Origin of the sequence: Nocardia sp. AB354, from assembly GCF_049538315.1 — a bacterium.
GTDB classification, from domain to species: Bacteria; Actinomycetota; Actinomycetes; order Mycobacteriales; family Mycobacteriaceae; genus Nocardia; species Nocardia nova.
The window spans coordinates 1-310 of sequence record NZ_JBMVFU010000092.1 but is presented as its reverse complement, the minus strand read 5'-3'; the positions used below and the strand labels follow the sequence as shown (position 1 = coordinate 310).

At 68.1% G+C, this 310-nt stretch carries 1 protein-coding gene; it reads left to right on the top strand.

Going from position 1 to position 310, the window contains the following annotated elements:
- A partial coding sequence (locus ACPCUW_RS35235; RefSeq protein ID WP_423429706.1) for a substrate-binding domain-containing protein occupies nucleotides 1–310 on the top strand: 310 nt, incomplete at both ends.

Sequence of the window (310 nt, the reverse complement as noted above, 5' to 3'; positions counted from 1 at the left end):
TCTCGACTACACCTCCAGCGGATCCGGTGCCGGTCTCAACGACTTCTTCGGCGGCCAGACCGATTTCGCCGGCTCGGACTCCCCGCTCGACGCGGCCAAGGGCGAGTACGACAGGGCACAGGCCCGGTGTGGTTCGCCCGCGTGGAACCTGCCGACCGTGTACGGCCCCATCGCGATCACCTTCAACGTGCCCGGCGTCGACCACCTCGCCCTCGACGCGCCGACGGCGGCCAAGATCTTCAACGGCCAGATCACCAAGTGGAACGACCCGGCGATCGCCGCGCTGAACACCGGAATCGCACTGCCCGAC